This window comes from Streptomyces sp. NPDC085937 (genome assembly GCF_044540535.1).
In the GTDB taxonomy this organism is placed as follows: domain Bacteria; phylum Actinomycetota; class Actinomycetes; order Streptomycetales; family Streptomycetaceae; genus Streptomyces.
The window spans coordinates 1-22,459 of the sequence record NZ_JBITSH010000023.1; the positions used below are offsets into that span (position 1 = coordinate 1).

16 protein-coding genes and 3 pseudogenes are annotated in these 22,459 nt (G+C 69.8%); 7 read left to right on the forward strand and 12 right to left on the reverse strand.

From position 1 onward, the window contains the following. Positions 1–721 precede the first annotated feature (721 nt). A complete protein-coding gene (locus ACIF8S_RS31640) occupies positions 722–1,411 on the reverse strand; it encodes a response regulator (RefSeq protein ID WP_400003778.1) in 690 nt (229 codons plus the stop codon). Continuing rightward, on the reverse strand, positions 1,408–2,703 hold the full coding sequence (locus ACIF8S_RS31645; protein WP_400003780.1) for a histidine kinase: 1,296 nt from the start codon (positions 2,701–2,703) through the stop codon (positions 1,408–1,410). Before ACIF8S_RS31645 ends, ACIF8S_RS31640 begins: the two co-directional genes overlap by 4 nt. A gap of 219 nt (positions 2,704–2,922) precedes the next feature. On the opposite strand from ACIF8S_RS31645, the gene ACIF8S_RS31650 reads away from it, so the two are divergent. Next, positions 2,923–3,615 (forward strand): ABC transporter ATP-binding protein, encoded by a 693-nt coding sequence (locus ACIF8S_RS31650; protein ID WP_400003782.1) that lies wholly within the window; start codon positions 2,923–2,925, stop codon positions 3,613–3,615. Continuing rightward, entirely contained in the window at positions 3,612–6,032 is a 2,421-nt protein-coding gene (locus ACIF8S_RS31655) for an ABC transporter permease (RefSeq protein WP_400003784.1), read from the forward strand. The genes ACIF8S_RS31650 and ACIF8S_RS31655 overlap by 4 nt, the downstream gene beginning before the upstream one ends. A 304-nt stretch (positions 6,033–6,336) precedes the next feature. Here the strand turns inward: ACIF8S_RS31655 and ACIF8S_RS31660 are convergent. From ACIF8S_RS31660 to ACIF8S_RS31680, 5 genes and pseudogenes are all read right to left on the reverse strand, one after another. Further along, positions 6,337–7,104, reverse strand: a pseudogene (locus tag ACIF8S_RS31660) (IS5 family transposase); the annotation flags it as partial. A 45-nt stretch (positions 7,105–7,149) separates the two neighbouring features. Continuing rightward, entirely contained in the window at positions 7,150–7,419 is a 270-nt protein-coding gene (locus ACIF8S_RS31665) for a hypothetical protein (RefSeq protein WP_400003786.1), read from the reverse strand. A gap of 285 nt (positions 7,420–7,704) precedes the next feature. Then, positions 7,705–8,227: pseudogene (locus tag ACIF8S_RS31670) on the reverse strand (NUDIX domain-containing protein). A 62-nt stretch (positions 8,228–8,289) separates the two neighbouring features. Next, positions 8,290–8,661: a hypothetical protein gene (locus ACIF8S_RS31675; RefSeq protein WP_400003787.1), complete on the reverse strand. Its 372-nt coding sequence runs from the start codon at positions 8,659–8,661 to the stop codon at positions 8,290–8,292. A gap of 110 nt (positions 8,662–8,771) precedes the next feature. After that, positions 8,772–8,922, reverse strand: a pseudogene (locus ACIF8S_RS31680) (glyoxalase); the annotation flags it as partial. A gap of 572 nt (positions 8,923–9,494) precedes the next feature. On the opposite strand from ACIF8S_RS31680, the gene ACIF8S_RS31685 reads away from it, so the two are divergent. Beyond that, complete coding sequence (locus ACIF8S_RS31685; RefSeq protein WP_400003789.1) at positions 9,495–10,790, forward strand: hypothetical protein; 1,296 nt, start codon at positions 9,495–9,497, stop codon at positions 10,788–10,790. Positions 10,791–10,921: 131 nt separating this feature from the next. Here the strand turns inward: ACIF8S_RS31685 and tpg are convergent, their stop codons facing one another. Then, entirely contained in the window at positions 10,922–11,479 is a 558-nt protein-coding gene (tpg, locus tag ACIF8S_RS31690; RefSeq protein ID WP_400003791.1) for a telomere-protecting terminal protein Tpg, read from the reverse strand. 12 nt (positions 11,480–11,491) lie between these two features. Then, positions 11,492–13,729, reverse strand: a complete 2,238-nt coding sequence (gene tap / locus ACIF8S_RS31695; RefSeq protein ID WP_400003793.1) for a telomere-associated protein Tap — start codon at positions 13,727–13,729, stop codon at positions 11,492–11,494. Between tap and ACIF8S_RS31700 the strand changes: the two genes are divergently transcribed. Both ACIF8S_RS31700 and ACIF8S_RS31705 read left to right on the forward strand, forming a co-directional pair. Next, positions 13,728–14,333, forward strand: coding sequence for a thioredoxin domain-containing protein (locus tag ACIF8S_RS31700; RefSeq protein ID WP_400003794.1), 606 nt, complete (start codon positions 13,728–13,730; stop codon positions 14,331–14,333). The genes tap and ACIF8S_RS31700 overlap by 2 nt on opposite strands. Before the next feature lie 22 nt (positions 14,334–14,355). Next, a complete protein-coding gene (locus tag ACIF8S_RS31705) occupies positions 14,356–14,493 on the forward strand; it encodes a hypothetical protein (RefSeq protein ID WP_400003796.1) in 138 nt (45 codons plus the stop codon). Positions 14,494–14,805: 312 nt separating this feature from the next. Here the strand turns inward: ACIF8S_RS31705 and ACIF8S_RS31710 are convergent, their stop codons facing one another. Next, positions 14,806–17,916 carry a discoidin domain-containing protein gene (locus ACIF8S_RS31710; protein WP_400003898.1) on the reverse strand — a complete coding sequence of 1,037 codons (3,111 nt, stop codon included), beginning with the start codon at positions 17,914–17,916 and terminating at the stop codon, positions 14,806–14,808. Positions 17,917–18,585: 669 nt separating this feature from the next. Between ACIF8S_RS31710 and ACIF8S_RS31715 the strand changes: the two genes are divergently transcribed. Beyond that, complete coding sequence (locus ACIF8S_RS31715; protein ID WP_400003900.1) at positions 18,586–19,155, forward strand: DUF2238 domain-containing protein; 570 nt, start codon at positions 18,586–18,588, stop codon at positions 19,153–19,155. A gap of 357 nt (positions 19,156–19,512) precedes the next feature. Here ACIF8S_RS31715 and ACIF8S_RS31720 read toward each other — a convergent pair whose 3' ends face one another. Then, a complete protein-coding gene (locus tag ACIF8S_RS31720) occupies positions 19,513–20,046 on the reverse strand; it encodes a GNAT family N-acetyltransferase (RefSeq protein ID WP_400003798.1) in 534 nt (177 codons plus the stop codon). A gap of 589 nt (positions 20,047–20,635) precedes the next feature. On the opposite strand from ACIF8S_RS31720, the gene ACIF8S_RS31725 reads away from it, so the two are divergent. Further along, positions 20,636–21,397 (forward strand): isocitrate lyase/phosphoenolpyruvate mutase family protein, encoded by a 762-nt coding sequence (locus ACIF8S_RS31725; protein ID WP_400003800.1) that lies wholly within the window; start codon positions 20,636–20,638, stop codon positions 21,395–21,397. A 280-nt stretch (positions 21,398–21,677) separates the two neighbouring features. On the opposite strand, the gene ACIF8S_RS31730 is transcribed toward ACIF8S_RS31725, so the two are convergent. After that, the gene (locus ACIF8S_RS31730) at positions 21,678–22,178 is read right to left on the reverse strand and encodes an Asp23/Gls24 family envelope stress response protein (RefSeq protein ID WP_400003801.1); all 501 of its coding nucleotides are present in this window, start codon (positions 22,176–22,178) and stop codon (positions 21,678–21,680) included. Between the last annotated feature and the right edge of the window lie 281 nt (positions 22,179–22,459).

Consider the following 22,459-nt stretch of genomic DNA (forward strand, 5'->3'; position numbering starts at 1 on the left):
CCACCCGACAACGGCGCCCGGCGTGCCAGAACCCGCACTGCGGGCCCACCACCAACAACCGCACGCCCCACCAACTCACCAACCACCGCCCCCCCACCCGACCAGCAACACCAACACCAGCCAACCCACACGAAGAATAGACCGCCCGGACGGTTCTTTGAGGCCGACCAAAACAACAACCCCCACGGAACACCCGCAGGCAGAACCGCCAAACAACAACCCCCCACTCACCCGCCGCCCAGGGTGACAACGCCGGCCCGGCTGGTCGCAGCGGTGAAGCAGGCGGCGAACCAACCGCTGCAGAACACCCTCCACGCAACTGCTGAACACCGGTCAACAGACCGCCCCCGACTCCCCGCTGACCGTACCGCCGAGCGCCCGGACGTCGGAACCACACCCACCACGACAGAGCCCGGCACGGACCCCCCAGCCGCACACAAAGTAAACGTCGAAGCGAACAGAGCAAATCACCACCCTCGAAACGCGCAACGTGAACGTGCCGAAGATATCGACGAGGCTACTGACGGAGCTGTCACGGTGCGGGGTCGGGGGCAAGGCGTGGCTGCTGCGGCGGCACTGTGACTCCCGGCGCGTGGCCACGTTGCTGGCCACTGCGGTCTACCTGACGTCCCGGGCGGTCGATGACGCCCTCGACCTGCCGGAGATGCTGATCGCGACGAAGCTACCGCCCCGGCGAACCTTCCCGGGCAAGGCACCAGATTCAGCTAGGTGCCCCGCCCGGGGTGATCAGCCCCGTCTCGTAGGCGAAGACGACGGCCTGGACGCGGTCGCGCAGGTCCAGCTTCGACAGGATGCGGCCGACGTGGCTTTTGACCGTGGTCGGGCTGAGGAACAGCCGGGAGGCGAGTTCGGCATTGCTGAGGCCCGTCGCGAGTAGGCGGAGCACCTCCAGCTCGCGCGGGGTCAGGCCGGACAGATCGCGGTGCGGGGCGATGGTCTGCGGTTCGTCGGAATGGGCGAAGCGCTCGATCAGCCGACGAGTGATCGTGGGCGCGAGTAGAGCGTCGCCGGTCTGCACCAGGCGTAAGGCGGCAACCAGATGTTCGGGGGTGACGTCCTTGAGCAGAAAGCCGCTGGCACCGGCCGTGAGCGCGGCGTAGACGTAGTGGTCCAGGTCGTATGTGGTGAGGATGATGACTCGCGTTCCGGCCGGGCCGGCGTCGCCGATGATGTGCCGGGTGGCCTCGATGCCGTCCATCTCCGGCATCCGGATGTCCATGAGGACGACGTCGGGCCGCGTACGGCGAACCGCTGCGACAGCCTCGGCCCCGTCGGCGGCCTCGGCCGTCACGTCGATGCCGTCCGCAGCCAGAATCATCTTGAAACCGGTGCGTACGAGGGCCTGATCGTCGGCGATGACGGCGCGCAGAGGCGGCCGGTCCGCGGTCATACCGCGCTCCGCGGGATGCGAGCCGTCACCCGGTAACCGCCGGTCGGCGTCGGTCCGGCCGTCAGCTCGCCCTTGTAGACGGCCAACCGCTCGCGCAGCCCCATGTGACCACGGCCGTTGCTCTGCACCGGCCGGGAATCCTTGGCGCCGCCGGTGTCCGTGATCTCGATCTCCAGACAGTCGTCGGTGTAACCAATGCCGACGGATGCCTGCGCGCCGCGCGCATGTTTGATCGTGTTGGTCAGCGCCTCCTGTACGACGCGATACGCCGCGAGGTCCACCCCCGGTGGCAGCGGATCCGGCGGCAGCGACACCCCCATACTCACGGGCGTACCGGCGGCGCGTACTCGTGCGACGAGCGCGTCGAGCTGCGCTAGCCCGGGCTGGGGCTCCAGGCCGTCGGGCCTCTCGTGGTCCGGGGCGGCCAGCAGGCCCATCACGTGGCGGAGTTCGGCCATGGCGGCCCGGCCGCCCGCCTCGACGGCCAGCAGTGCCTCCTTGGACTGCTCGGGCGCCATGTCCATCACTTTGCGGGCCGCGCCGGCCTGGATCACCATCACGCTCACATTGTGGGTCACGACGTCGTGCAGTTCGGCGGCAATGCGGGCACGCTCCTCCTCGACGGCGCGGCGCATGGCCTCCTCCTGAGCGGCCTGCAGTTCTGTCACCCGGTCCCGACTGGACGCCAGCCTCAGTTGCAGAAGGCGGACGAGGCTGGCCAGCATCCCGGCCACCAGGAGCACGAATCCCGGGCTGGACCAGCCGGGGAGCACGGGTTCCGCGTTGCGGAAAGCGAAGCCGGACAGCGCGGCGGCGATCACCAAGACGGCGATCGCCGTTATCCGGTAACGGCTGTATACGACGGCGCCATAGGCTCCCATGACACAGGCCAGGACGGTGATCCAGGAGGCGGAGCTGCCGATGGCCAGTGCTGCTCCCAGCACCACCACGAACACGGTCAGCGGATACCGGCGCCGGGCGGCCAGTGGCAGCGTCGACAGGACGACCAGGGCCCAGGGCACGGCGGAGGGCTCTTCCTCCACGGGCGCCTGACCAGGGTCGGGCGGCGAGGGTGGGGCCGGGACCCCGGTCCCGACGTCCACAGGCGGGTTGATGTTCACCAGCCCGTCGCCGGGATAGCGCACCGCAACGAACAGGGCAATGACGGTCAGTACGAACGCCAGCACCACATCGGCGCGCTCCGCTCGCCGGGACAGCGGGGCGCCCTTCGCCTCCGGGCGTAGCGCGTCGATGAGTTGCTGGTGCCGGCTGCGCCGGTCTTCCGTCTCCACCCGTGCATTGTGCTGTGCTCTCCGCTCGCCCGCGTCCGCCTGTCCGGCCAGGGTGTTGTCCCAGAGGTCTACTTCTCACGGATGACTCCGCGGCCGAATCCTCCGCGGGAAGGGCCTGATGTCGGTTCTGGGGCCGACGCGTCCCGTACGCGGCGCCTCTAGGTTCGCAGGACCGGCAACGGCATGTGCCTCTCGCGACCGTAAGGACGGACAACTCGTATGCACCAAGTGATCGAACTGGAGGGTGTGGCGAAGCGCTATGACAGCGCCGGCACGCCGGCGCTCGGACCGCTCACGCTCAGCGTCTCCAAGGGCGAGGCCCTTGCCGTGACGGGCCCTTCCGGCAGCGGCAAGTCCACGCTGCTGAACATCGTCGCCGGCCTGGACAAGCCGACCGATGGCGCCGTGACGGTGGCCGGGCGACGGATCGACCAGTTGAGCGAGCACGCCCTCGCCAAGTTCCGTCGCGAGCACATCGGCATGGCCTTCCAGTTCTTCAATCTTCTCGACGACCTCACCGTCACGGACAATATCCAGCTCCCGGCCCAGCTGACCGGGGCCAGTCGGCGCAAGGCCACGGCCCGCGCGGGTGAGCTCATGGAGATGCTGGGCATCCAGAAGCACGCCCGCGCCTACCCGGGCCGACTGTCCGGAGGTGAACGCCAACGGGTCGCGGTCGCCCGGGCCTTAGTCAACCGGCCCGCGCTGCTGCTCGCCGACGAGCCCACCGGTGCGCTCGACACCGCCTCGGGCCACGACGTCCGCAATCTGCTGATGGATCTGCACCGCGCCGGACAGACCATCGTGCTGGTGACGCACGACCTTTCGCTGGCGGAGACGTGCGCGAGCCGCACGATTCACCTGGTCGACGGTCACCTCGCCCTAGACACGTACGCACAGGTTGTCCGATGAGCCTGTTCGGTACCGGCGCGATGGGCCGGGTCGTACGCTCCGGCGTTGGCCGACGGCGGGTGCAGACAGTGGTGATCACCGTGGCCACGATGATGGCCGTGGCCTCGGCGGTGGTCGCCGGGTCGCTGATGGTCGCCGCGGCCGCGCCCTTCGACAACGCTTTCAAGAAGCAGCAGGGCTCGCACATCACCGCCCAGTTCGATCCGGCCAAGGCGAATGCGGCGCAGTTGGCGAAGACCGGAAAACTGCCCGGCGTCGCCGCGAGCGCGGGACCATACCCGTCCACGTCGGTCCGCCCGGTGGCCCGGGCGGGCTTCCGCCTGCCGACGCTGACCCTGGTCGGGCGGTCCGGTCCGGACGGCGCCGTGGACCGGGTGGAATTGAAGTCCGGCCGGTGGTCGCAGAAGCGGGGCGAGATCGTGCTCGACGCGTCGTTCGAGGGGCCCGCCATCGAGATCGGCGCCCCCGTGAAGGCTTCGGACGCCGAGGGCGCCCCGACCCTTTCGATCGTCGGCTTCGCTGTGTCGGCCAGCAAGACGGCCGACTCCTGGGCAACCCCCGCGCAGGTCGACGCGCTGGCGTCGGAGGGCAGCCCGGTCACGACTCAGATGCTCTACCGCTTCGACTCCGCGAGCACGAAGCAGCAGATCCTCGCCCACCGGAAGAAGCTCGCCGACTCCGTGAGCTCCGGGGCACTGCTGGGTACCCAATCCTGGCTGGACACCAAGCGCGCCGCTGATCAGGGTGCCGCGGCGACCGTCCCGTTCGTGATGGCTTTCGGCGCGCTCGGCATCGTGATGTCGGTGATCATCGTCAGCAGTGTGATCAGTGGCGCGGTCGGCACCGGTCTGCGCAGGATCGGCATCCTCAAGGCCATCGGCTTCACTCCGCGCGAGGTCGTATGCGCCTACGTGGCCCAGGCGCTGATCCCGGCCGTCGTAGGCATCGCCCTGGGTGTCGTCCTGGGCAACCTCCTTGCCGTGCCCCTGCTGTCCGACACCGAGTCGGTGTACGGCGGCGTCTCGCTTTCGGTGGCCTGGTGGGTGGACATCGCCGTACCGGCCGCTGCCCTGGTCATCGTGGGCCTCGCCGCGCTGATTCCCGCACTGCGGGCCGGAAGACTGCGCACGGTCGAAGCCATCACGGTCGGCCGGGCGCCGCGCACAGGGCGCGGCCAATGGGCACACCGGGCGATCGGGCTGCTGCCGCTACCGCGGCCGGTGACCTACGGTCTCGCCGCCCCCTTCACGCATCCGGTCCGTACCCTCGCGATGCTGCTCGCAGTGGCGTTCGGCACGGTCGCGGCGACGTTCGCGGTGGGACTGACCTCGTCCCTGAACGCGATCGGCACCTCGCAGAACCCCGAGAACCGTTCCGCGGTCACGGTCACCACGACCAAGGCGATCGAAGTCGCTCCCCCAGCGCCGCCTCCTGTGGGGGGCGACGCGGGAGATCCGCCTCCCGTGGAGGACAGCGCGGCGAGCACGTCCCAGAAGCCCAAGGTCGCCGATCCGGCGAAGGTACGATCCGCTGTCACGTCACAGTCAGATACGGAGTCGTACTACGGCAAGGTCCGGACCGAGGTCGCCGTGGCCGGCATCTCAGGATCGATCCAGGCCAGCCTCTACGAGGGCGATTCGCGCTCCGGCAGCTACGAGATGCTTTCCGGGCACTGGATCACCGGCAAGGGACAGGTCGTGGTGCCCTCGCGCTTCCTGCAACGGACCAGCACCAAGATCGGTGACACGGTGCGGGTGACCTACGAGAAGGAGACCGCGGACCTGCGGATCGTGGGCGAGTCCTTCGACACCTCGGGCAGCCAGCTGGAGATCCACGCGGACATGGCCGACTTCGAGTCGGCCGAACCCAGCACCTTTCTCGTCGAAACGAGGCCCGGCGTCTCCGCCGACGATTACGCCCGGAAGGTCGCCGCAGTCGTACAGCCGCTGGGAGGTGACGCCACGACCGAGTCCGAGTCGGGGTGGGACGGCATCATCCTCGTCATGGCCGCAACGGCTGTTCTGCTCACCCTCCTGCTGATCTCCGTGGCCGGTCTCGGCGTGCTCAACTCCGTCGTCCTCGACACCCGGGAACGCATCCACGACCTGGGTGTCTGCAAGGCGATCGGGATGACGCCACGGCAGATCATGAGTCTCGTGCTCGCCTCGACGGCCGTGATCGGCGTGATCGGCGGGCTGCTCGGCGTGCCGGCGGGGTACGCGCTGCACCACGTCGTCATGCCGCTGATGGGGCGTGCCGTGGGCACCAGTCTGCCGGCACCGGTCCTCGATGTGTACGAGCCTGTTCAGCTGCTCCTGCTGGGGCTGGGCGGGGTCGTGATCGCGGTGCTGGGCGCGCTGCTCCCGGCAGGCTGGGCAGCCAGAGCGCGTACAGCCACGGCGCTGCGCACCGAGTAGCGTCCGGCGGAGCGCGAGCTGCTGGGGCGGGCCGACCCCCGTATCCGCAGCGCCATCTACCGGGCCGGGACGAACCGCTCGACCCACGTGTAAGGACGCCTCGTACGCTCGGCCGGCGCGGCGCGGGGCGGGGCAGTGCTCGCAGCGCGTGCCGCCTCGCCCAGGCAGCGCCGACGCGGGGCGGGGTGAACGAGGTCACGGGGCATCCCCCGCTCGCCCCGGGCGGACGCCCCGTCCCCGCCGGGCGTGGGCGGTTCAACGCCGTGGCGGGTTGCGGGGCTGCTCGAAGCCGGGTGTGTGCTCAGGGGGGCGCACCGCCGCGGCGGCCGGCTGCGGAGCGGGCGCGGGCTGCGGCGTGGTCTGCGCTTCGACCCGGGCGAGTAGCTCGGCGAAGATGCCGGCGTACCGACGACGAACGCATGTGGCTGGAGAAGGCAGCCGCGCTGCGTCGCGAGCCCGGCCAGATGGAGAGGCCCGGCTCGGCGATGACTGCGTCGGGCCTGCGGCGCGGACACCCGACGCCGCGCCTGGGAATTCGCACCGCGTCCAGGACCACGTTGAAGGCAGCGGAGTCGTTGACGTTGCCCGGCGTGACGAGGACGGCCAGGGGCAGGCACCGGCCGTCGCAGGCGAGGTGGACCTCGGTGGTCAGCCCGCCGCGGGACCGGCCGAGCGCCTGACCAGCCGTCGCGCGTTCCGGATTCCAGTTCGTCCCCCGGAGCCGCCCCTTTTCCCGGGCTCCGGCTGAGTGCTGGTGAGCACGGTTGACGGTGGAGCCGACCGACACGGTCCACGCCACTGCCCCGACCGAGTCGTCGCGGACCTGGACCTCCTCGAGCAGACGGGCCCTGGTTCCGTCCGCCTCCCACCGGGCGAACCGCTAGTAGACCGTCTGCCACGGCCCGAACCGCTCCGGCAGGTCCCGCCACGGAGCACCCGTCCGCGACCGCCACAACACCCCGTTGATCACCTGCCGGTGATCCCGCCACGGACGACCCCGCCCGTCAACACCCGGCAGCAGGGGCGCTATCCGCTCCCACGCCGCATCCGTCAGCTCTCCACGACCCACCACAAGATCAATTACCAGACAGGTCCCAGCAGGGCTTCAAGCGGTGCTTTACAACTTAGGGAGGAGCTCGCCAAGGCTGAGCAGCCTGAACACGCCGAGCCTGCGCACCATCTTCGAGACCAGCACGGTCGGCATCAGCGGATGGCCGTACGGCAGCGGCCCTGCGGGGCGCTCTACGACCTGCACGTTCCCGTCGCGGAGGCCGTAGCCGACGCAGTTCACGCCGTACAGCGGGGCGCTGCGGGCGAGGAACACCATCGGGTCGCCGGTGAGATGCGGGCACAGCTCCTCGGCGGTGCGGGCGTGCCCCGGGGACACGGACGGCTGGTTGGTGGGGATCGGTTCGGCACCGGGGCCCACAGTGTTCGGGCCTGCGAAGAAGATTCAGCCGAGTGGGGTCAGCGCGGGCCCGGCGCATACCTGGCAGCGCAGCCGCATGTTGTCCGGAGCGGCGTCCTCTCCAGCACCATGCGGCAGGTGCGGGAGATGGGCGGCCCGGCCACAGCCCATGCCGAGGAGCACGCCGGCGCGTCGAAGGTCTGCGTCGAGGACGGCTCGCCAGTCGGTCCTCCTTCCTGACCCGCCGCTGTTTGGCACGGTCTCTCACGATTGCCCTCTTTCTGGCGAAGCAGCCGGGCGAGCGCAACCTGCGAGGTACCGATCGAAGATCTCCCAGCTGTCGGGGGTGAAATTCCACTGCGCCAGCGCCTGGCGCAGCTCAGACTCGTTCAGCCACCCATGCCAGGCCACCTCACCCGGATCGGAGACGACGGGCTCCAGCAGCACGGCATCGCACACGCCGAGCCAGTGCGGGCTGAGTCCGGCCCGATTGAGCAAGGTGAACCTGGGACGCACGGTCGCCCGCACCCCCAGCTCCTCCCACAGCTCTCGGGAGGCCGCCTGCGCGTAGGACTCGCCGGCCCCGGCAGCGCCTCCGACACCGAGTTCGTAGTCCCGGGAAACGGGACAGTTGCTCGGCTCGCCGATGGACGAGGAAGCGGCCTCGCCCATCACGGCACACCACGACGCCGACTCGATGCAGCCAGCCGTTCCGGACCGCTTCCGGCCGGCTGACCACTCCGAGCACTCGGTCCTGAGAGTCGACACGTTCAACCAGTTCATCCACGGCTCATACGGTCCCAGATGCCACCGACATCAACCCCACGTGCCCCGTCAACGCCCCCGAACTCAGCTCGCAGCACGCACGAGCGCCGTCAGTTCGGCCTCCGTCGTACCGGCTCGGAGACGCACGTCGAAGGTGTAGCCGTCATCGCAGAACACCACGTCGAGGTCGAAGGGGGTCAGCCTGCGGAAGGCGGTCGCCAGCCAGATCGCGTCGTCCTCCGAGGCATCCACGTACAGACAGGACCCGTCCTCGTGCAGATACGCCTCACCCGGATCGTTGTCGGTGTCGAACTTCCAAACCACGGCGCGCACTTCGCTGCGGCCCGACGTATCAACAGCCACCTCCGGCCACCGGACACGGACCGCCTCCGTCAACGCACCCCGATCGACGTGCCACCCACCCACATCACCCTCGACCACAACCAAGAACGTCATGGCGCGTCATCACCGAGCCTGACAGTGATCCGGGCGTAGCCGTATCCCCCGGGTGCAGGTGAGGAGTTACAGGTGACCGTGAACGTGCGCCGTACGTCGCCGAAACAGGCCGGCCCGAGACGCCAGCTGCGCCCACCAGCCCAGCTCTGAAGGAGGGCGTACCCGAGCTCTTCCAGTAGCCAGCCGAGTGAGGCGAGCGCGATCGAGGTCTGGTACCCAAAGCTCGACGTGGTGCAGCATGCCGTGCTGCGTCCGGCTCATGTGGCGCCCGCCTCAGGGCGTTCCACGAGCGCAGCGTGCACGGTTGGAATACTGCTTCTTCACCAATGAAGCGGGCCTAAAAGGTCCGAGCCCACTGCTGATGCAGTGCTCAGTCACAGCACCAACGACTCGAAGGGCTCAGCTCGCCAGTCCATGCGCCAACTCGCCGAATCTTACGCTCCGTCACCTGTGCCGAAGCACGGTAGTCGTCACCATCGGCATCCGTCGGCCCGCAGCGACAACAGGGTAGAAGCCTGGTGGTTGTCACCGCTGCGGCGCGCCACCTGTCACCAGCGGCAAGCGAAGCAGGGGCGATGTCACCGCGCTCGGCTTCCGGTGCGCGGGGTGCCGAGCGGCGACCCTCGGGGATCGCGGGTCATATTTCCCGCGCCTTACGCGAACCCCGCCTCCTACGATCACCTGCTACGACTGCTGGAGGGGTGGAAATGCTTGAGGACGTTGAGGACGGGACAGCGGCCGCATCGCGGCTCGCGGATGGTGCGCCGCTTCGTAGCACGCTTGATGTCGCACACCCCGCTGACTGGCTCGCGCTGGACGCAGGAGTACGTAAGGTGGCCTGGCAGCGCCCGCAGTACCTGCCGGGGTGGGAGCACTTCGCCCCACTGCCCGCCGACCTGACTCAACTCGGCGAGTCCCGGCTCGCACTCGCTCTCTGCCACCGCGACGGGCGGATCCGTCAGGAGGCGGTGCGTCAGTCGGTCCGGTACCCCGGTCTGCTGCCGTTGGTCGTGATCCGTTGCGCCGACTGGGTCGCCCCGGTGCGCGAGCACGCGCGCCGGCTACTGAGCGAGTCCCTGAACGTGGACTCGGCCCTCGATCTCGGGCCGCTCATCCTCCGCGTCGGCCGCCGTGACAGAGGTGCTTTCGGCGTCGATGTGCTCGGGCAGATCCTGCGCCATGCATCGCACGGGCAGCTTGCTGTTCTTTTCGCTGACCCCGACCTCATCGTCCGGCGGTTCGCGTACCGGCTCGCCATCGAGGGCCGACTGCTCCATCCCGCTGAGCTGGCCCGCGCAGCCGCCAGGGACGAGGACACCGTGGTCCAGGACCTGTGTGCCACAGCGGCACTCACGGCTATGAAGGATGAGGATGTTCACGAGAGTGTGGTGCCTCCACTGCTGTCCGCTCGCAACCCGCGTGTCCGTTCGGCCGGCGTCACCGCGCTGAGACGGGCAGGGCGATCGAAACAGGCGGAGCCGTATCTCAGCGACCGTTCCGCGCTCGTGCGGGCTTGTGCCCGGTATGTCGTACGACAGCAGGGTGGTGACCCGGTGGCCTGGTACCGGGAGCGGTTCACGGCACCCAACGACTCCGAGTTGCCGCCGGGTGCGGTCATCGGGCTGGCCGAGTGCGGGAACCGCGCGGACGCCGAACTGCTGCAGCCGCTGCTCGCGCACCGGGCGGCCCAGGTGCGGGCGCGAGCGGTAGCAGGGTTGCGGGCGCTGGACTGCGTGGATGTGAAGCAGATGCGGCCGCTCCTCGACGACCCTGCCGCCGGAGTCGTCCGCGAGACCGCCGCCGCACTGCTGCCCTCGGCCAAGCAACTGCCCGCCGACTGGCTACTGGAGCGCACCAGGTCCGAGCGGCCGCGGCACGTCCGCGTCGGCGCGTTCCGGTTGCTCGACGCGCGCGGCGGCATCGTGGCGCTACGGGCGGCGGTCGATCTGCTCGAGGACCCCGATGTGAAGCTGCGCACCTGGGCCGCACAATCGGTGCAGCGTTGGCATCCGTCCCCGGACGGGCGGCGCGGCGACGCAGAGGTGGGTGCACTGCTCGACCGGAGCCGACGTCTTTTCAGCGATCACGTGCTGCGCCGGCGCACGTGGGAAGCCGGGGTGGACGCCTGAGACTGCACCGCGGTCCAGGTCTCTGCCCAGCACTCGCCGCCAGGTGGCCCTGGTGACAACACGCCTGCCTTGATGACGATTGTCGTGCTTCAGCTCATCGCACCGGGCTCAATGGCTGTTTCCGGGGGCTGCTACAGCTCGAACTCGACGTGCTCGATGTCCGTGAAACGGACCTCCTCCAGGCTGCCGGCGCGGCGGCCGCCGTCCTGGAAGTAGACCTCCTTGAGTGCTTCGGCTGCGATCTCCTGGAGTTGCTGGTCGGTGGCGCCGGTTTCCTGGGCGTCGAAGAGGCGGGCGGCGTACTGCGGGGGCAGGGCGACGGTGAGGTGGCGGATGCGGTCCTGGTCCGTCGTCCCGATGGGGGCGGTGTAGCCGAGGCGGGCGCGGGTGTCGATGACGATGCCGTCGGTGGTGGCCGCCTTCTGCCGGGCCTTGGCCCGGATCTGCGGCTGCCAGCGCCTCTTCACCTCGCGTTCGAGGCGTGCGGCGAGGTCCGGGCGGGGTCTTTTGATCTGGTCCTTCACGTAGCGTTCGACGGTGCGCTGGGAGATGCGCAGCATCTGGGCCACCGCTTTGGTGCTCTTGAGTTTCCTGACCAGGTAACGCATCTGCGCGGGTGCGCTTTTGGGTGCAGGGCGGGTGAACGCCTTCTGCACCGCGGTCTCCAGGCCGTCTCCGAACAGGCTCATGAGGGCGTGTTCCTATTCGCCGTTGTCGGTGTCGGTAACGGTGCCGTCCTTGATGTAGCGGGCGAGGTTGAGGTCGGGCGCGTGGAACCGCTCGCGGACCTCTTCGCCCCACAGGACGGTCTGGGTGCCCTCGTGCTTGACCAGGCCGGGGTTGATGCCGAGCTTGAAGCCGCCGGGCAGGGGCTTGCCGTCGCGGTAGGGCAGGAAGTCCAGCGGCGAGGGTCCGTCGGAGGCGTAGACGACGCAGTCGGAAAGGATCGCGACGGGGTACTGGCCGGTGAACGCCGCGTGCTTGACGATCTTGCGGTGCAGGTTGATCCGGGTGCGGGCGATGACCGCGGCGCGGATGTCCGGCCGCCACGTCGGCCGGGACAGGGCCCGCCACGGCTGCCCGGGCTTCCAGCCCTCCCCACGCGGGCGCTCGCGCAACTTGCCCAGGCCGCCCTTCACCGTCGCCTTGATCGCCGAGACGACGATCGCCAGGTCCGGGTCGCGGTCCTTGTAGCCGTCCATGGCGGCGAGGAAGTCGGCCGGGGTCAGGTCGGCGTCGACGCCGAGGTCGGCCATCGTGGCGAGGTAGGCGTCGCGCAGCCGCTGGTACCAGCCGTCCAGGTAGCGGCCGTTGTCGTACCGGACCCACGCCTCCAGCGGGCGTACCTCGTAGCCGAGCTCCGCCGCGTAGGCGACGGTGGGCGTCGCATACCAGGCCGGCCCCTCAGGCCGCTCGCCCTTCGGCGTGAACGGGGACGGCAGCAGTGAGCCGTCCAGCTCCACCCACTCCTTGCCGACCTTCACCTGTGACAGGTCGACGTGGGACAGGTCGACCAGCCACGAGCCGGGCAGCTTCGCGTCGAACGCCGGGGCCTTGACGTGTGTCGCCTCGCCCAGGCCGACGGTCAGACCGTTGGCGCCGGCGGCGAAGGCCATGTTGACGTCGATGCCGACCAGGTGCCGCAAGGTGCACTCCGCGTCGGTCATCGGCCGCGCCCAGTCGTACGCCTCCTCGAACAGCTTCTCGCCGGGACCGCGCACGTGGAAACGGGGCAAATCCTTGAGGACCGGGTGGCCGTCGGGGACCTCGCACGGCGGCCAGTTCATCGGGTCGATGGCGTCCTTCCCCAGCGAGCCGGGGTTGTGCTCGGAGTGCCGGCGGCCGGCGGCGTCCGGCTCGGAGGCGCGCGTGGGCGGGTGCAGCGCGGTCATCAGCTCCAGGCCGGTCACGGCCGTGGAGCCGCGCGGCGTCATCACGCACGAGGCGTACACACCCAGGACGCGGGCGAGCTCGGCCGGCGGGAGGTGCCCGGCCTCGCCCCAGTGGCGGGTGTCCAGCGCGTTCCACGACGGGATGCACAGCTGCACGCAGGCCCGCTCCGAACCGGTCGCGGGGCGGTAGATCCTGGCCCACGGGCCGAAGCCCCGCTTGGTCAGCTTCCACTCCGCGCGCGCGAGCTGCTTGATGACCTTGTGGCCCTCCGGCAGGCGCCCGGCGTGCTTCTCCCCCTCCGAGAGCGTGACGGGCAGGCCGTAGCGCTCCAGCGCGGCCCCCGTGAGCACGATCAGCGGGTCGGCGTCCTTGCCCGGGCCGGCGAGCTTCGGAGCCCCGAGCTTCGCCTCGCGCAGCGTCCAGTCGACCAGGGCCGGGATGCTCTTGGCGGGCACGTCCAGGACCAGGCCGCCGGTGCAGTACGCCAGCGCCTGCCCGTCCTCGACGTCGACGACCGCCAGCGGGCCGTTCTCGAACCGCGAGTCGGCGGAGCCCGCCGGGGTGGGCGCCGGGGCCGCCCTTCTGGCACCCGGGTGGCGCGACGTCGACGACGTCCTGGTGGTGCGCGCCGGGCGGGGGGCGGCCGCCGGAGCAGCGGCATCGGGAGCGGGGACAGGGGCCTGGGCATTCTTAGGTGCGGTCATGGCCGCAGGCTCGGGGGCGTGGTCCGCGGACCGAGTCCCGGCTTCGGCCGGGTCGGGCGTGCCGAGCCGCGTTGCGGACACCGGGGCGGCCGGCTCCTCCTGCGCGGGGTAGAGCTCCGCGAGCTTGTCCAGCAGCCGTGCGTAGGCATCGCGCTCGGGCGGGCGGGGCTCGGTCTTGCCGTTCTCCCAGCCGGACACCGTGGCCCGGCGCACTTTCAGCGCGGTGGCCACTTCATCGATCGTCAGGCCATGCGCGGCACGCAGCCGCTTGCGCTCCGCCGGTGGCGGCAGCACGGCTCGGGACGCGAGCAGTGCGTCGACAGCGTCGAACAGCTCAGACATGGGAGACCTCCTGATCGACACCATACCCGTGAAACGTACGGGACCCGTACGTTTCACGTACGAATCGCGTATGAATGGCGGCGGCGACGGGGTAGGGGCACGGCCTGACTTGGCGGGTTTCCAGGAACTGCCGGAAGAGCTCGCCGAGGACGGTGTCACCATCCTGGTCGGCGATCCGGACGCAACGACGAGGGTGCGGCTGTACGAGGATCAGCGCTGCCCGTACTGCGCGGAGTTCAAGACCACCGGCGGTGCTCCGGCGTTGCAGGAGGGGATGCTCGCGCGTCAGGCCAGGACCGAGTACACCTTGGCCTCCTTCTTGGACGACCGGGTCGGCGGCACTGGATCGAAGAAGGCGGTCAACGCCCTGCGCGCCGCGCTGGAGCAGCGCAAGTTCGTCGAGTACCACGAGGTGCTGTACGCCAACCAGCCGGAGGAGAGCGTCGACGGTTTCACCGGACGCCGGCCTGCTGGACCTGGCCGACAGGGTGGAAGGCCTGCGCGGCCCCGCGTTCGACTCGGCCGTCAAGACGATGAAGTACCGCTCCTTCATGACCGCCTCCCAGAAGGCGTACGAGAGCGCGGGCGGAAAGTCCGCACCTGAGGGACCTGGAACGCCCACTGCCGTGATCAACGGCGAGCGGATCCCGCTCGAGTACAACGGCCTGTTGTTCGACGGCGACACCTTCGCACAGCTGCTGCTGGACATCCACAGGAATCCGGAGCAGTGGAAGCGGACCGTCCTGGACCCGCCTGCTCAGTGACGGACGGCTGTGACAGCGCGCCACACCCGGGTCACGGCCCGGGATGACCGGCGGGGCGGTACGCGATGCCGTCTCGCTCCACCTTGATCAGGTCACACGGAAGGCTCCGCGACGCACGGGTCTCCCAGTACCCGACGGCGATCCCGGGGGCACCCCCGAAGTCCTGGCCCGATCCCCTCGAGCGTCTGGGGTGATGGCCGGCCGGCGGGCCCACCCGCACGAGGGCCCTCCCTTCCCCGACAGCAGGGTGTCGGGGAAGGGAGGGCTGCACGGCGTCGTGGGTGAGCCATCGGTCCGGAAGCGGGCCTGGTGTCACTGCACAGACAGGTGGATCAGGCGGCCACCGCCCTCGTGTCCCGCGTCGGTCGCCAGCGCCACGTAGCGGGCGGTGATGTCCGTGCTGAGGTGCCGGTCGCGGCCACGGCCCGTGAGCTGACCGGCCGGGGTGTAGGTGAGGCCGTCACTGCTGAACTCGACGCGTAGTCCCGGTACGTGGCCGTTCGTCCATTCCGTCCGGATGTCGCGGACACGGAGCCGGGCGCCGAGGTCGACGACCAGGCGGCCGTTCGGGCCGGGCGTCCACGCCGTCGCCGGATCGCCGTCGACTGCGGCGGACGGGTCCGACATGCCCGGCGGCAATGGGCTGGTCGGGAACACCGTGCAACCCAGTGCCAGATCACGCAGGGGGTAGGCAGTGGCCCGCTTCACGGTGACCGTCGTGGTGCGGCCCGCGCTGACCACCGCCACCGTGCTGCGTCCTTGGGCGGTCACCTTCACGCGGCAGGCGGGCCCCGTGAGTTCGACCGTCGTGCCGTCGACCACGCGCGCCCGCAGAGCCGCCGGCAGAGGACGGCTGTTGAGCGGGCGGACGGTCAGCCGTGGCGGCAGCAGCCGGGCTTCCGCCGCGTCGAGTTCGGCGTCGTAGGCGGTGCCGCCGTCGGTGAGGGTCTGGAGTCCCTCGAACAGCAGCCTCGCGGGCCCGGTCTGCGGTATGTCGACGCGCGTCGTGACGGGCTTGTCCGACAGGTTGAACAGGCTGAGGTGATCGTCGGTGAGGGCGGCGCGGACGGCTTCGGCGTCCGTTCGCGGCAGGGGTGTCGCGGCCCGCTCGCGCAGGTTACGGGGCGAGGCGCCGGGGAGTCCTTCGACGAGGAGGGGTGCGGCGGGTCCGTCGGCCAGGATGATCTCGTCCTGCACAACCGTCAGGCCGGAGGCGGCGCCCCGCACCACCAGGCCTGCGCGGCCGTCGACGTCCAGCCATCCGCCCCGGCTGGTGACGTCGGGCACCGGCCAGGAGGCGAGGTCCTTCCACTGGAGTCCGTCCGCCGACCCCTGCACCGTATAGGCGCGCCCCGCGGCGGCCTCCCAGCGCAGGGTGACCCGGTCCACCCCGCGCGGAGCCCCGAGGTCGACAGCCAGCCAGCTGTCCGCCCGGGGGCGGTCGCCCCGTGACACCGCCCACCGGGTGGCCGTGTTGCCGTCCACCGCCAGTGACGGCTCCCTGCCGGTGTCGTAGGAGGAGGCGGTGGCTGTACCGGTCCGGGCCAGATCGGGGCCGTCCGCGCCATCACGCGCTTCGAACGCGAAGAGCGAGTATCCGTAGGTCGGGTCGGGTCGCACACCGAGCATGCGCAGATGCCGCACCTCGGTGCGCGCGAACGTCACCTCGTCGACGCGCGCTGCCGACGTGGCCGGCCGGGAGTCGGCCGAGGCCACGGTGGCGCTTCCCTCGGCGAAGCGGTAGGTCCGCGCCCCGGTGAGGCCGGGCACGCCCGGCATCGTCAGATTGTGGATCTCCAGGCGCCCCTCCCCCGCGGCGACGCCCGACGTCGCGTACACGACGGCACCGGTGGGAAGCGTGGTGAATCCGGCATACCCGGACCCCACCTGGAGCATCGTGGCGCTGCCGTCGAATCCGTCCCGGCTCCTGCGGTAGGTCCGCACCTGGCGTCGCGTCGCCTTGAGGGATGTCGTCGGGAGGAACATCGGCGTGGACCCGCTGAGCTTGAAGAGCCAGTCGTCGTGGCCGGGTTGCCAGGCGAACTTCACGAAGCCGGGCTTGGTCACGGCACCCGCCCATGCCCCGGGCGACTGGTGCGACACCAGGCCGGGTCCGGGACCGAAGTCGGTGACGCCCGCAGCGTGTTCGAACAGTTCGTCCGTGGAGAGGGGGCGGACCGTACGGCCCTGTTCGTTCGCCCACAGGTGCAGGAGGTAGCTGATGGCGACTTCTGCGCGGGCCTCCGGCTCGTACTTCGGTTCGCCCGAGAACTTCGCGATCCGGAACTCCGGCGGGTAGCTCTGGTACGCCTCCAGTCGCTCGGCCAAGGCGACTTCCGCGCGGGCGGCAGCCCTGTCCCCCACCACCTGGGCGAGGAACGTGAGCGGGATGACGTCACGGCCGTAGAGGTGCTCACGGTCGTTGACCATCGGCATCAGCGGCTCACCGGCGTCGCTCATGACGCCGAGGAGGGTGCTCCACAGCTGATCGGCGTTCGGCTGGTTGGTGAGCACCTGGGGCAGCGGCCGGCCCGCGGCGATGAAGTGGGCGGCGTTACGGCCCGAGGTGCGCCACAGTTCCTCCTGGTAGTGGGGGCCGAACGAGCCGTGGTTCTCGACGATGAAGGTGTCGTAGAGGTTGCGGGCGGTGTTGTCCGAGACGGGAGCCCCGTCCACGCGCGCCGGGTTCGCCAGGTCCGCCTGGGGCAGTCCGGCCTCGTTGCGCGACCACGCACCGAAGGCTGTGGCCCAGTCACCGTGCCGTGGGTCGTCCACGGCCCAGGCCAGCCCCGGGGCCAGGGACTGCGCGTAGACACCCATCTCCTCGAGCTTGGTGTCTCCTTCGTGGCCGCCGAGCAGGCCGCGAGGGGTCCAGCTGCCCGAGGCCGGGTCGTTCCCCGTGCCCAACGCCGTGGTGTACGCGGCCTGTTCACGGGCGATGATGTCGACGTGGGAGCGAGTGGTCTCGTCGAGGTCGTCCCACAGCAGCCGCGCGGCGAGAACGAAGTACAGCTGGAACGTGGTGTCGAAGAACAGTGTCCTTCCCCATTGGGTGCCGCCCGTCAACCTGTTGGACGCGGCGAAGTGCTTGATGGTCGCTATCGTCCGAGCCTTGAGGACCTGCTTCTTGGTCCCCGCTCGGACTTCGTCGTAGCTGCCGCGGGTGAGCAGGACCGCATGGCCGAGCACGACGGCGAAGCTGAAATCCTTGTCCGTGTAGTGGCCGCGGGCCGCGTCCCACTGGGTTTCCGTCCAGCGGGTGTGGTTCAGCAGGACGCGGTGATAGATGTCCGCCACCGGGTCGGACGCCGTGCGGCTCCGGTCTTGTCCGTGGGCCTGTGCCGCGCCGCTGCCGATCGCGAGAGGCAGGGAGGCCAGCGCACCCGTGGCGCCGAGGAGTTGGATGAAGCGGCGACGGTCCATGGGAGATCTCGGCAGCACGTGCGGCACCTCGCAGTCAGACAACGTTGTCAGGCAATGGCGTGAATTCTTCGGCCCGCCAGTCGATACGTCAATAGGTTGCCGCCGCGCACACGGTGAGCAGGTTGCACCCGCGCTCCTCCAGCAGACTTGAGGGTCCTACCGAGAGCGGCGACAACGTGCTCGATGTCCGGTTCGGTCAGGTGCTGGTGGAAGGGCGGGCTCAGTATCCGTTCCCCAGCCCCCGCTCAGTGACCGGCAAGGTGCGCGGCGACAGGCAGCGAAGGCCGGCTGGAGGTGGTCGGGCGGGTAGTGGACGCCGATCGGTATGCCGGAGCCCGTTGTCCGCCACACGCCGGCCCCCGGGACACCAGAACGAAGGATGACGGCCACCACCTGATTCCGGCCGCACCGCCGCTCACTTCCCGAGTTCCTTCCTGGGTCCAACGCTGAGACCCCAACCCGCCTTCCCCACGCGGCAGATGAGTAGGCGCACTCATGCCGGGCTTCGCGACGACCACGAGGATGACGGCAACACACAGACAAGAGGAGCGCACGATGTCCGCCACCAACACGTCCGTCGCCCCGTCGCCGTCGGGTGTAGCGCCAGACCCCGGCGGTACAGGTCGTCGCCTGCCCGCCGCTCTCGTGGCCGTCGTCGCCGCAGCGCTCATGGCGTCGGCGTGGGGTGCCAAGGACCCGACCACCTGGCTGCTGGAGACCGTCTGGGTGATGGTGGGCCTGCCCCTGGCGATCCTGCTGCGGCGACGGTTCCCGCTGAGCGGCCTGCTGTGTGGTCTGCTCGCCGTTCACGCGCTGGTCCTGATCGTGGGTGGGCACTACACCTACGCGGAAGTCCCGGCCGGTGACTGGGTGCGCGATTGGTTCGGCCTGGAGCGCAATCCCTACGACCGCTTCGGCCACCTCATGCAGGGCTTCGTCCCGGCGATCCTGGTCCGGGAACTCCTGGTCCGCACCTCACCGTTGCGCGGCAGCCGCTGGCTCGCCCCGCTGACCGTCTGCGCCTGCCTCGCCTTCAGCGCCGTCTTCGAGATGCTGGAGTGGGCGGCGGCAGTGATCGGCGGACAGGCCGCAGACGCGTTCCTGGCCACTCAGGGCGACGTCTGGGACACCCAGTGGGACATGTTCTGCGCGCTGATCGGCGCCACCTGCTCACTGCTGCTCCTCAGCCGCGTACACGACCGCAGCCTCACTCGCCTGCCGTCTGCGTTGAAGGACTGAGCCGGTCCCTCGGCCCGGCGCGGTGCGCGGAGCGAGGAGCCGTGCGGTGACGGCCGCGAGATGTGCCCGAGCTGCTCACAGGAGATGCGCTCTCGGCTGACGAGATGTTCGGCAAGGCCGACACGGGCGGCGGCGGCAGGTGCGCGAGGCACGCACGTGCACTCGGGCGACGCGGGGCTGGGCGCAGTGCAGACGAGGCCGGCCAGGCGGGGGAAATCGATCGGTCACTCATGAGGCTGCCGGAGCACGGCATGAGCCACAAGCACGCGAGTTCCAGACGCCGACTGCCTTCACATGCGGTGGCAGCCCGCAGCAGCGACGCGGAGCGCGGCCAGGGTGTCATTGCGAAATGATCAGCTATGCCTGGAACTCGGTCAGGTCGATAGCGTGAACGCGCAGTGGATAGCCGTACAGCGGGTGCGCCGTCTCCCGCTCGGGCAACATGCCGAGCTTGCGGATGACGTTCTCAGAGGCATTGTCCCCAACCCGGCTGATACTGATGACGCGGTCCAGGCCGCGGTCCTGGAGCGCGAACTCCAATGTGGCGTGCGCGGCTTCGGAGGCGTATCCCTGACCCCAGAACTGCGAGCCCAGACGCCAACTGATGGCCACGGCGGGCATCACCTCCGGCAAGAACTCCGGCACCGACAGGCCCGTGAAGCCGATCAGTTCGCCCGAAGCCAACAGTTCGACGGCGAAGAGTCCGAAGCCCTCCTCGTCCCATGCCTCCTCCCAGCGTTCGATCTCCTCGGCCGTGTCATCCAGGCCGCGCACCGAACCGTCATCGACCCAGCGCATGACCCGTGGGTCCGCGTTGATTTCCGCCATCGGAACAAGGTCGTCGTCGTGCCAGCTACGGAGGAGAAGACGGGGCGTGCGGATCTCGGTCATGCCCCCATCCTGCCGAAGGAAAGGGCCTCACCCGTAATCCGCCGCCCCGGGCGGCGACAATCACACCGCGGCGACGCCTCGGGTCCCCCTGGGAGGCGCATGGTGTGACGGCGCCCGGTCGGCACCACGGACACGGGCCTGGTCCCGCCATGCCTGGCCCGCGGTAGCCATCGGTCCGCGTCCGACGTCCGCGACTCGTCGCGCGAGCCGGCTCGGCTGAAGCTGTCTGCGCGGGCCGAAGGGAAAAGCGCCGCCGCTCGCACCTTGGCGGACAGGATGAGCAACCGGCAGGCCCTTGAACGACCGCACCGCAGCGTCACGATCGCCAAGGCGTACATCGGCTGTCGCCAAGCCGGCCGTCGTCATCCGGATTGCGGATCTCGTTGCCCCGTCCACGACGCGCGGGGCTGTGCGGGCAGGGCAGCAGCGGGAAATGGACGAGGGGCCGATCCAGGGAGCGCATCACTGCTTCAGTCCTACGGCCCGTCCGGTTCCCCGGCCCGATCGGCCACCAGAAGTTCGTCCTTCCGTCACCGGGCGGCGCCTGTCAGCGCATTGTCCGCGGCAGTCCCGGGGTAGCGTCCCTGGCATGGTCTCTCACAGCACCGTTGAGCGCGCTCAACGCCTCACGCAGTTGCACGCCCAGCACAAGCCGCTCGTACTGCCGACCGTCTGGGATGTCTGGTCCGCGCGCACGGCAGTCGCCTCCGGCTACCCCGCGCTCACCGTCGGCAGTCATCCCCTCGCCGACTCCCGGGGAGCCGACGACAACGAGGGGCAGACCTTCGAAGAGGTACTCGCCGCCGTCAAGCCGATCATCGCCGCAGTCGACGTCCCCGTCTCCGTGGACCTGGAGGCCGGGTACGGGCAGAGGCCCGCAGACCTCGTCGCCGGACTCATCGAGGTCGGCGGCGTCGGTCTCAACATCGAAGACACCGTCCACTCGGAGGGTGGCCGCGTACGCAGCACGCAGGAGCACGCGAGCTACGTCGCCGGCCTGCGTACAGCGGCTGACGACGCGGGTGTTCCGGTCTGGGTCAACGGGCGCACCGACCTCTTCATGCACGCGCAGGATGCTTCCGCCGTTCTCGACGAGGCGATCGAGCGACTGCGGGCCCTGGAAGAGGCCGGCGCCGACAGCCTCTACCCAGTGGGTATTCAGGACGCTGATGATTTGCTCACGGCGGTGGTCGGCGCCGTCACCGTCCCTGTGAATGCCACGGCCCATCCCGTCAGGCACGATCTTGAGCGTTTCCGCCGTCTCGGTGTAGGCCGGATCACCTACGGCCCGCTGCTGCAATTCGCCATGGCGGACGCGATGAAGGACATGCTCAAGCGGTGGGCACCCTGAGGAGTTGACCGGACCACGCCGACTACCGCTTCCCCCTTTGCCGGGGAGGTGACCGACGCGGAGGTGTACCACCCCCGCGGAGTTCAGTTGCGGTGAACGGGGCAGCCCCGAGGAGCCGTCGCCGGCCGTCGGGTGCCTCACCTGGCTGCGGTCGCCGCCGCGGTGTGGACGCGAGGGGGCGGTGGGAGTGCGGTACCGGCGTCGGCGGGCGGCTGAGGAGATCGCAGCGGCTAGCGGCAGCCTGGAGGTCGTGGACTCCCGGGAGCCGGAAGGGCGACGATCAGGCCACGCGTCCGCCGCCCTGCTCGGAGTCGTCCTCTTCGTCCGGCAGGTGGACGTCGTGGACCGCGATGTTGACCTCCACGACCTCCAGGCCGGTCATCCTCTCCACTGCCTGGATGACGTTGGCGCGTACGTCCCCGGCGGTGTCGACGATGGAGGCGCCGTACTCTATGACGAGGTCCAGGTCCACAGCCGTCTGACGCTCACCGACCTCGACGGCGACCCCTCGGGTGACGTCGCTGCCACTGCCGGGAACGCGTTCCTTCACTGCCCCGAGCGCCCGGGCCATTCCCGCGCCGAGATTGTGGACCTCGGGGATCTCACGGGCCGCCATGCCTGCGATCTTGGCTACGACCCGGTCGGCGACCGTGGTGTCTCCGCGTATACCCGGAGGAGCATCGACGCCGCTGCGGCCTTTCAGCGTCGTTCCCTTCTCGCCCGTTTGGTTGCGAGACCTCGTCGCTGCGTGGGTGCCGGTGCGGTCCGCGGCCTCTGACATAACGATCACCTCGGGCTCTCGGAGGGAGATGGCGAGACGTACTCTCCCCTCCCACAGTAGACCAATCGGACTTAACGGAAAAAGGCGCCCATATGGGAAGCCGGTGGGCCTCGGACAGCAGCCCGGGCTGCGCCCGTACTACTGCCGATGAGGTCGCTGGGACCGGGCGGTGGCAGCCGCCCACTCGACGTGCGGACCGGTAGCAGCCGCAGGCCGGCGCAGGGCATGCACGGCGCTCATGTCGAGACCACCGCGCTCCACTCCCCCGTTCGCACGCGACC